The following is a 1,524-nucleotide window of genomic DNA, read 5'->3' as shown; positions in this document are numbered from 1 at the left end:
TGACGGCCAGGTGGACTCGGACGAACTCCTGCGCCGTTAAAGTTGGCAGGGTCTCACACATCTCACAAGCAGCTGTGCTGGCCCTTTATTTCTTGTCCAAGATCATTCCCCGGCCTCCGGTGACCGTCCAGAGTAAGACGGCGAAGACTGTCAAGACCGCTGCAATCGCCGGCCAAGTCCCCTGCCCAGGAATGGGCGGTTTGATGTCTTCGGGGTATAGACGGAGCGTCATTCCCATGCCTATCTGAATACCTTGGCTGGCGATATTGAACACTGCCAGCCCTACGCCCAGGCCAAGCCCGTAGAAACGACCAAGCAATGCGATGCCGAGCATGACCAAGGATGCGTCGACCAAGCCATTGCAGGCAGCCAGTCTGAGCAGCGACTGTACGCTGGTTGGGCCGCCGTGGAAATTCGGTATGGTAAGGAGGAGGCTGAAAAGAAATGGTAGCATCAGCACGCCTGTCCCTGCGGCCAGGGCTCGCCAACGGACGCGTGCCAGGTTCAGGCGCTCCCAGGTGGGCATAAGCGGGGCAAGCATGACCAAGGCGCATGCGCTGAACGCCGCGTAGGCCAGCTCGGCCATGGGCACCATACTGGGCACGGCGCTTTTGCCTTGTGGGCATTGGGTATGTACGGCGCCGTTGAATACCGCTGCATGTGTATCAGGAACGCAGACGTACCCATAATAGGCTGGCCGGGCATAGATCTCCCCGCCGGTAGCGGAAGCGGAGGCGGTGGCAAGCAGGAAGGGCACGGTCACAGCCAGCACGACAAATGCCAAAGCCGCCCATGGGCGTCGCCCAGCCAACCATCCGACCGGGATTCCGCCTTTCAAGGTACCACGTCGATGCCGGCCGCCCATCAGTGGTTCTTCCCCAGATCATTGATGACATCGGACGGCGTGATGGCGCAGCGTTCGAGCCCAGAGAGGTTGCGACGCACATAGGCATGGAACTCTTCATTAGTGGCATCGTTGAGCAGATCGGCGGCAGGGCCTCGGGCGCTTCCCATCCCGGATGCCCCGCTTCCTCTGCTGCCCATCGACTCGTAGACGGTCTCTCTCATGCGCTGGGGCAACTGCTCCAGCACGAAGGCGGACACGCTGGCACCATCATCCAATGTCCGTTGTTTATACACGTTTTTAAGTGCCGTAGCCGCGCAGTCAGCATGGACGAATTCCTTCACGATGGCCTGTGTGACATCAGCTAGGTCACTGTATCGTCCAGTGCGTTCGGTGACTGTGTCGGTCATTATCTGTATCTTCTTGCCGCCCAAGTGTTCCAGTTCGGCCAGGCCTTGGCCGGTGAGATTCCACACCTGGCCGTGGGACGTAGGCGTAAAGGCGTTGCCCAGCAAAAGCACAAGACCCGAGCTGCCTTCCACACTGTCCTTGGGGAACCATGAGGCGACCGACCGCATATATCGCATGTAGCGTCTCAGGTGGGCGCCATCATCCGGGTGGGAGCACACTGACAGCGGCACGCCGTCTATGCTTTTGCACACCGGGGTGAACGGAGCGGA

The 1,524-nt window shown here is 60.0% G+C and carries 1 protein-coding gene and 1 pseudogene; both read right to left on the bottom strand.

Going from position 1 to position 1,524, the window contains the following annotated elements; all coding sequences use genetic code 11:
* Positions 1–85 precede the first annotated feature (85 nt).
* Positions 86–784 (bottom strand): hypothetical protein, encoded by a 699-nt coding sequence (locus tag AC0AP0_RS09085; RefSeq protein WP_490430231.1) that lies wholly within the window; start codon positions 782–784, stop codon positions 86–88.
* A gap of 80 nt (positions 785–864) precedes the next feature.
* Positions 865–1,524 (bottom strand): annotated as a pseudogene (locus AC0AP0_RS09080) (hypothetical protein); the annotation flags it as partial.

It is taken from the genome of Bifidobacterium sp. POST2/T3 (B1), from assembly GCF_058197115.1.
This window is presented reverse-complemented; position numbering and strand designations above follow the sequence as displayed.